We start from the raw sequence: 7,147 nt of genomic DNA on the forward strand, positions 1-7,147 counted from the left end.
GACAGAAAGCCATAGCCCGGATGCACCGCATCCGCGCCGATCCGCTGCGCCACATCGACAATCTGCGCAATGTCCAGATAGGCCGCCACCGGCGTCGCCCCTTCGATGGTCACAACCTCGTCGGCAATCGCATGGGCTGGGGAATCTACTTCGCTGGGATGCCGCAACACGGCGGTCTTGATACCTTTGACGCGGGCGGTGCGCAGAACGCGGGCAGCGATCTCGCCCCGGTTAGCGACGAGAAGTTTGGAAATGGTCATATCCTGCAGTCATCCTTTTTTTCGTCCTCCCCCGCAAATTTGCGGGGAAGGACATTTCAGGCCGTGTCAGCGGATCAATCGACTTCCATCCGCTCGGATACGATTGAGAACGTGCTGTCCTCGGCATTGGACTGCAGAACCATCACGGCAGTCGGAGCGTGGCGTACCCCCTTACCAAAGGTGACCGGGCCCAGCAGGCCATCGGTTTCGAACCCGTCGAGATTTTCCAGGTTCTCAATTACGCAGGCCCGCGTCAGGTCCGCGCCGCATTCGGTCGCAGCATGTTCGAACATCGTCGCCCCGGCGTAGCCCGAAAGCGCATACCGGTTCAGCGATTGGACTTCACTTTCGCTAAGATACTTGTTTGCCAATTCCATGAACTTCGCCACACCCGGCACTTCGAGAGAGTTCAGCGCCGGTACATAGTCGGCAGTATAAAAGCCATCACCAGCGCTGCCCGCCAAAGCCTGAACAGGTGTCAGGTGGGCGGAATGGGCCCCGAGGAATGTGATGTCCATCCGGTTCTTGGCCGCTTCCTTCAGGAAGGTGGAATGCTCGGCCACGACACCGCCCGAGATCAAAACGGTGACGCCGGCTGCACGCGCTTTCAGCATTTCAGCGGAAAAGTCTTTTTGGCCGCGCTTGAATTCCAGTTCCAGAACGTTGTTCAAACCATATTTTTCAACGCCTTCAAGATATCCGCAGCGAACATCGTCGCCAAATTCGTCGTCCTGAAAAGCGATCGCGTATTTTTCATCTTTCAGGCCAAGCTCTTCGACAAGGAATGTCATGCCGGCGGCGATCTCCTGGCAATAGGTCGGCCCGACGACGAAGAGTGAATTGAGCGGCGGATTGAAATGGCGTGAATTCACGGCCATGCTGTTGATCGCCGGCATACCGAGTTCGTCGATCAGGGGCATCATCGCCGCCAGTTGCGAACTGCCGGATGTTCCGATCAGCGCGAAAATATCATCGACGTCGACCATTTTTTTCAGGCTCTGAAGCGAGCGCGCGGGAACATACCCGTCATCTTCGAAAACGATCTCGACCTGCCGACCATTAATTCCACCGCGGGCATTCACATCCGCTTGCCAGACCTTCAGCGACAGCGAATGAGCCTTGCCCAGCAGACTGGGCGGGCCAGTCAAGGGGTCAACGGCACCCAAGACAATCTTGTCATCGGTAACGCCAGGTTCGGCCGTGGCGCCGACGCCTGCGATCATTAGAAGGGCGGCTGAAAGCGTCCCTTTCAAAATCCTGTTCATTCTCGCTTCTCCCTATTATGGCCCGTTGTCTTGGGCCTATTTTAGTCCGTTTTTCTGGACTGTTTGCATCAGTATCTGAACGGCCAGTTGACCCAGCGGTTCTTGATTTCGCGGTAAATTCCCATCAAACCATCCGGTTCAAACCGCAGGAACAGAACAATGGTCAGGCCGTAGATGAAGCCTTTCAGTTCCAGCGTCGAAACCGACCCCAGCACCCCGCCCATCGAACTGAACACGTAGTTGAGTATCTCGGCCAGCCCCAGCACGAACACCACGCCAATCACGGCGCCGGCAGTGGACCCAAGCCCCCCGACGATAATCATGGACACCGCTTCGATTGAAATGACCAGGCTAAAGCTGTCCACGTTCACGAACCGGATTTGATACGCCATCAGAGCGCCCGCCACGCCAGCATAAAACGAGCTGACGACAAAGGCATAAAGCTTGTATCGCGCCACTGGCACACCCATCGCGCGTGCTGCGATATCCTGTTCCCGGATCGCCAGAAACGCGCGGCCGATACGGCTGCGTTTGATGTTTGCAGACCCCAAAATGGCCAGCGTCAAGATTGCCAGGATCAGGTAGTAGAAGGACTTGTCTGTCGCCAACTCAATCCCGAAGATCGCGGGCTTGGATGTTGATACACCCGAAGAGCCATGCGTGATGCCTTCAGCACTCAGGATGAGATGGGTGATGATGATGGTAAAGGCCAGCGTCGTAATCGCCAGATACAACCCCTTCAATCGCAGCGACGGAATGCCAACCAGCAATCCGAACGCCGCCGCCATCAGCCCGCCGGCCGGCAGGCACAGCCAAAGCGGCATACCGTAATCGGCCGAGAGGATGGCCGCAGTATATCCGCCCACGGCAAGAAACCCGGCTTGGCCAAAGGAAATCAAGCCCGTGGTGCCTGTCAGCAGGTTCAGACCGATGACCCCGATCGCCGCAATCATCATACCGTTGATCAACGATGTGACGTGACCGGTCAGTATCAGGGGGGCGGCCAGCGACGTGATCACCAGCGCCCATGTCCAATAGGTCTGGGTCGGATTGCGAAAGAGCGATATCAGCTCTCCGTAGCTTTCCTGAATAACTCCAGTACGCATGTCTTCAGACCCTTTCGATTTCGGGCGTTCCAAACAACCCGTAGGGGCGGATCATCAGAACCACCAGAATGACGAGGAAACCGGAGATCTCTTTGAGCCCATGGCCGATGTAACCTTCTGACAGGTTTTCGAGGACCCCGATGAGAATGCCGGATATTGCCGCGCCGAACACGGAATCCAGTCCGCCGAGAATAACGGCCGGGAAAGCGCGCAGACCCTGCGTCCACATATCCGGACCCAAGCCATAGATCGTTCCCAGCAAGACCCCGGAAACTCCGGCGATGACCGCCGCAATGGCCCAGGCCATCGCATAGACGCGCGTCACGTTGATCCCCATCAGCAGCGCGGTGGTTTCACGCGCCGCCGTGGCCCGCATGGCAATCCCCATGCGCGAAAACCGCAGGAACGCCCACATGCCGATTACGCAAACTGCGAGAAAACCAATGGCATAGAGTTGCGACGTATAGAGGAAAACCATGCCAAATTCGACGCCGCTGTCACCTATATCAGTCGGCAGAACCAGCGGGTCGGCGCCCCAGATCAGCACAACGACAGCGCGGATCATCACCGCCAACCCGATGGTGACCATGACAGTTGAAAACACGTCCTGACCCAGCATTGGCCGGATAAAGATCCGCTCGATCAACAGACCGACGAAACCCGAGAGCACGACACAGACCACCAGCAATCCCCAGAATGGAAGCGCCCAGGAACTGGCAATGGAAAACGCCATATATGAAATCAGCATCATGACTTCGCCTTGGGCGAAATTGACGACACTGGTCGCCTTGAATATCAGGGCGTAACCCATCCCGATGAGACCGTAGATCACCCCGATGGAAATCCCCGAAACGGTGAGCAGTATGAAATAGTCCAATCTGTTTCCCCCTTAGCCGTAAATTTCCGACATTTCGGATTCGAATTTTGTTTCGATGACGTTGCGCCGCACCTTTTGCGTGGCAGTCATTTCGCCATCGTCGTGATCGAGCTCTTTCTTCAGAAGAACGAACTTTCGGATGTTCTCGACGCGTGCAAAAGCGTCATTCACCCGGTCCACTTCCTTGGCGATGAGCTCTCTGACTGGTTCCAGACTGGATAGGTGACTGAACGTGGTATACGCGAGGCCTTGGGCCTGGGCCCATTTGCCAACCGTGTCATAGTCGATCTGCAACAGTGCCCCGAGGAAATTACGCCCCTCTCCGACCACGATCGCCTCGGCGATGTAGATCGAATCTTTGAGCGCGTTTTCGATTTCAGACGGGGTAATGTTCTTGCCGCCGGATGTGATGATGATGGACTTTTTCCGATCGACGATCGTGATCTCGCCGTTGTCCAGTTGTTCAACCACATCGCCCGTTTGCAACCATCCATCGACGATGGTTTCCTTGGTTGCTTTTTCATTGTCCAGATAGCCCAGAAACACGCTGGGATGCTTGATCTCGAGTTCGCCATCTTCGGCGATCCTGTATTGCAGTCCCGGTGCGGGAACACCTGCAGCCCCGACCGTGGCCTTTTCGGCATTCTGAAAGAACGCCAGACCGGCCGATTCAGTCATGCCATAGACCTGATAAAGTGGGACACCGATCACCCGGAAGAACCGGACAACCTCGGGCGAAATGGATGCGCCCCCAACAAACCCGCAATGGACCTTGTCGATCCCCATGAACCGTTGCAGCGGGTTAAAGACAAGGATCTTGGCTGCGAAATGCTTGATCTTTTCGACCGGAGTCAGCCGACCGCCGGCTTCGATCTTGCGGAAGTGCGCCTGCCCCAGATCCAGCCCCCAGTTGTAGATCCGTCTGGCCGTCGGCCGTGCGTCCTGAATTCGGATCGACGCGCTGTATTGCAGCTTTTCCCAAATCCGTGGCACGCCCAGGAACACCTTTGGCGCGATTTCACGCAGATTGACCTGCACGGTGTCGATGGATTCGGCAAAATTCACCTCGCCGCCGATCATCAGGCTGAGGATCGTCGAAAAGATCCGTTCTGCAACGTGACAAAGCGGCAGATAACACAGCACCGAATACCGATCGCGCGTCAAACCGAACTGTGCAATCAGCGGGAAGGACGCCACAAGCAGGTTGCGGTGTGAAAGCAGCGCACCTTTCGGCGGACCGGTGGTTCCCGAAGTATAGACCACAACCGCCGGATCGTCCGGCTTGGTTGCCAGAATCGAGTCGCGGAAGAAGTTCGCGTCTTCCGGGTGACCCGAGATGTGGTCCCGCCCTGCCTGAACCACTTCATCAAACGATTTCAAGCGGGTGCGGTCATAGCCGCGCATCCCCTTCATATCGACACATACGATCATCTTGAGATCTGGAAAGGCGCCGCCGTTCGCTTCGGCATCCAGAACCTTGTCAACCTGTTCCTGATCCCCGCAGACGACGACGCTGCTCTTGGAATGGCGCAAGATATAGTCAAGCTCGGGCCAGGGATTGGTGGGATAGACCCCGACGGTCATCCCCCCCAATGCCTGTGCGGCTATGTCGGAATACAGCCATTCGGGCGTATCTTCGCTTGCGATTGCCAGACGATCACCCCGCCCGAACCCCAAGGTATGAAGACCAAGGGCAAACCCCTGCACATTCTCGAAATACTCGGCCCAAGTGACCCGGTTCCAGATGCCCAGATCCTTTTCCCGGATCGCAAGTTCATCCGGAATGTTTTCCGCCCAGTGCATCAACAGTTGCGGCAGCGTTAGATCGCCTTCCTTCAGGCGCAGCTTCAGATCGTCCATCAAACCGCCTCCGTTTCTTCTTCTATCTTGTGCCCGAGATATGCCTCGATCACATGCGGATCGGCGCGTATTTCCGCCGGCGTACCGTAAGCGATCCGCTCACCGAAATTCATCACAGCGATATGGTCAGAGATATCCGTGACGATCCCCATATCGTGCTCGATCATCATGACGGTGATCTCCAGTTCCTCTTTCAGATCAAGGATGAAACGCGCGATGTCCTCGGTTTCTTCGGCATTCATCCCTGACACCATTTCGTCGAGCAGCAGCAGCTTGGGCTCGGTGGCCAGCGCGCGGCCCAGCTCGACCCGTTTTTGCAACCCGTAGGCCAACGCGCCCACCGGTACGTCGCGAACATGCTGGATTTCCAGAAAGTCGATGATTTCCTCGACCCGCTTGCGGTGCGCCCGCTCTGCGGCGCGCGTGGTGGGGCCAAAAACCAGCCCGCCCAGCACGCTGGTTTTCATGTGGCTGTGGCGCCCCACAAGCATGTTGTCGACAACGCTGGCATGTTTGAACACCGCCAGGTTTTGAAAGGTGCGCCCCATTCCCAGTGCCGCGATCTTGTGCGGCGCGGTCCGGGTGATGTCCTTGCCGTCCAGCGTGATCTTGCCTGAGGTCACAGGTAGAACCCGGCTGATCATATTGAACATCGTCGTCTTGCCGGCCCCGTTCGGACCGATCAGACTGAAGATCTCGCCCTTGAGAACCGGAAAGCTGACATTATTGACAGCCGTCACGCCGCCGAATTTCTTGACCAGGTTATCAACCTCTAACAGCACGGTCATGACAACCACCTCTTGCGTCGCTTGTAATGTTTTACATCACGCATGTTGCGTCTGTGGCCGGATTCCGAGAACCCCAGATAGAACTCTTTGACGTCTTCGTTGTTCATCAGTTTCTCTGGCGTGCCATCCATCACGACCCGGCCGTTTTCTATGATATATCCATAGCTTGCGATCGACAGCGCCAGCTCCGCGTTCTGCTCAACCAGCAGAACCGAAACATTGCTCTGTTTCGACAGGTCGGTCACGGCCTCGAAGATTTCGGCGATGATCTGCGGCGCCAGCCCCAGGCTGGGTTCGTCCAGCATCAACAGGCGCGGCCTGGACATGAGAGCGCGGCCGATGGCCACCATCTGCTGTTCACCGCCCGACAGATAGCCCGCAATCATGCCGCGTTTTTCTTTCACGCGCGGAAAGACACTAAAGACATACTCCAGCGCATCCGCCGCCGCAGACCGGTTGCGGGTGATCCCCCCCATCATCAGGTTTTCTTCGACGGTCAGCGGCTCGAACAATTGCCGCCCCTCGGGAACCATGACGACGCCGCTGCGCACGATTTCGTCGGGTTTGCTGCCAATCAGATTTTGGCCATCAAGGGTGATCGTGCCACCGATGATATCGCCTTCCTCGGGATACAGCACGCCAGAGATCCCCTTGAGGATCGTCGACTTGCCAGCCCCGTTCGATCCCAGCAGCGTGACGATCTGGCCCTCGTCTACCGACAGCGACGCATCACGCACCGCTTCGATCACATTGTCATAGACAATCTGGACGTTGTTGACATTCAACATTATGCCACACTTCCTTCGGTCATTCCCAATTTGTCCCTTTGGGCCATTTCGGCCGGTACGGGGATTTCGATGTCCAGCAGCATCTGCGCAAAGCCCTTGCCTTGCGGGTCGATGCGGACCGAGGCGATGCCGCCCCCGCCCAGCGATTCATGCAGCAGGAAGTTCAGCGAATGGCTGCCGGGCAGATCAAAGCGTTCGACCGG

General features: G+C 56.8%; 8 protein-coding genes. All 8 read right to left on the reverse strand.

Annotated elements, in window-relative coordinates:
- Positions 1-260 (reverse strand): biotin carboxylase N-terminal domain-containing protein (locus ACP2AV_RS15415; RefSeq protein WP_426373663.1); only part of this gene is annotated, 260 nt, incomplete at its 3' end.
- Positions 261-334: 74 nt separating this feature from the next.
- Positions 335-1,525, reverse strand: coding sequence for an ABC transporter substrate-binding protein (locus tag ACP2AV_RS15420; protein WP_426373664.1), 1,191 nt, complete (start codon positions 1,523-1,525; stop codon positions 335-337).
- A gap of 68 nt (positions 1,526-1,593) precedes the next feature.
- The gene (locus tag ACP2AV_RS15425) at positions 1,594-2,631 is read right to left on the reverse strand and encodes a branched-chain amino acid ABC transporter permease (RefSeq protein WP_426373665.1); all 1,038 of its coding nucleotides are present in this window, start codon (positions 2,629-2,631) and stop codon (positions 1,594-1,596) included.
- Positions 2,632-2,635: 4 nt separating this feature from the next.
- Positions 2,636-3,508: a branched-chain amino acid ABC transporter permease gene (locus tag ACP2AV_RS15430; RefSeq protein ID WP_426373666.1), complete on the reverse strand. Its 873-nt coding sequence runs from the start codon at positions 3,506-3,508 to the stop codon at positions 2,636-2,638.
- Positions 3,509-3,520: 12 nt separating this feature from the next.
- Positions 3,521-5,368: an AMP-dependent synthetase/ligase gene (locus ACP2AV_RS15435; protein WP_426373667.1), complete on the reverse strand. Its 1,848-nt coding sequence runs from the start codon at positions 5,366-5,368 to the stop codon at positions 3,521-3,523.
- Positions 5,368-6,156 (reverse strand): ABC transporter ATP-binding protein, encoded by a 789-nt coding sequence (locus ACP2AV_RS15440; protein WP_426373668.1) that lies wholly within the window; start codon positions 6,154-6,156, stop codon positions 5,368-5,370. The genes ACP2AV_RS15435 and ACP2AV_RS15440 overlap by 1 nt, the downstream gene beginning before the upstream one ends.
- Entirely contained in the window at positions 6,153-6,944 is a 792-nt protein-coding gene (locus ACP2AV_RS15445) for an ABC transporter ATP-binding protein (protein ID WP_426373669.1), read from the reverse strand. Before ACP2AV_RS15445 ends, ACP2AV_RS15440 begins: the two co-directional genes overlap by 4 nt.
- Positions 6,944-7,147, reverse strand: a 204-nt coding sequence (locus ACP2AV_RS15450; RefSeq protein WP_426373670.1) for an AtuA-related protein, incomplete at its 5' end; no start/stop codon positions are given. The genes ACP2AV_RS15445 and ACP2AV_RS15450, both read right to left, overlap by 1 nt.

Origin of the sequence: Aliiroseovarius sp. PTFE2010 (assembly GCF_049943335.1) — a bacterium.
GTDB lineage: Bacteria > Pseudomonadota > Alphaproteobacteria > Rhodobacterales > Rhodobacteraceae > JBNFVY01.

Coding starts and splice junctions, on each gene's coding strand:
- ACP2AV_RS15440 (WP_426373668.1), bottom strand. CDS start 6,156: ATGACCGTGCTGTTAGAGGTTGATAACCTGGTCAAGAAATTCGGCGGC.
- ACP2AV_RS15445 (WP_426373669.1), bottom strand. CDS start 6,944: ATGTTGAATGTCAACAACGTCCAGATTGTCTATGACAATGTGATCGAA.
- ACP2AV_RS15420 (WP_426373664.1), bottom strand. CDS start 1,525: ATGAACAGGATTTTGAAAGGGACGCTTTCAGCCGCCCTTCTAATGATC.
- ACP2AV_RS15435 (WP_426373667.1), bottom strand. CDS start 5,368: ATGGACGATCTGAAGCTGCGCCTGAAGGAAGGCGATCTAACGCTGCCG.
- ACP2AV_RS15425 (WP_426373665.1), bottom strand. CDS start 2,631: ATGCGTACTGGAGTTATTCAGGAAAGCTACGGAGAGCTGATATCGCTC.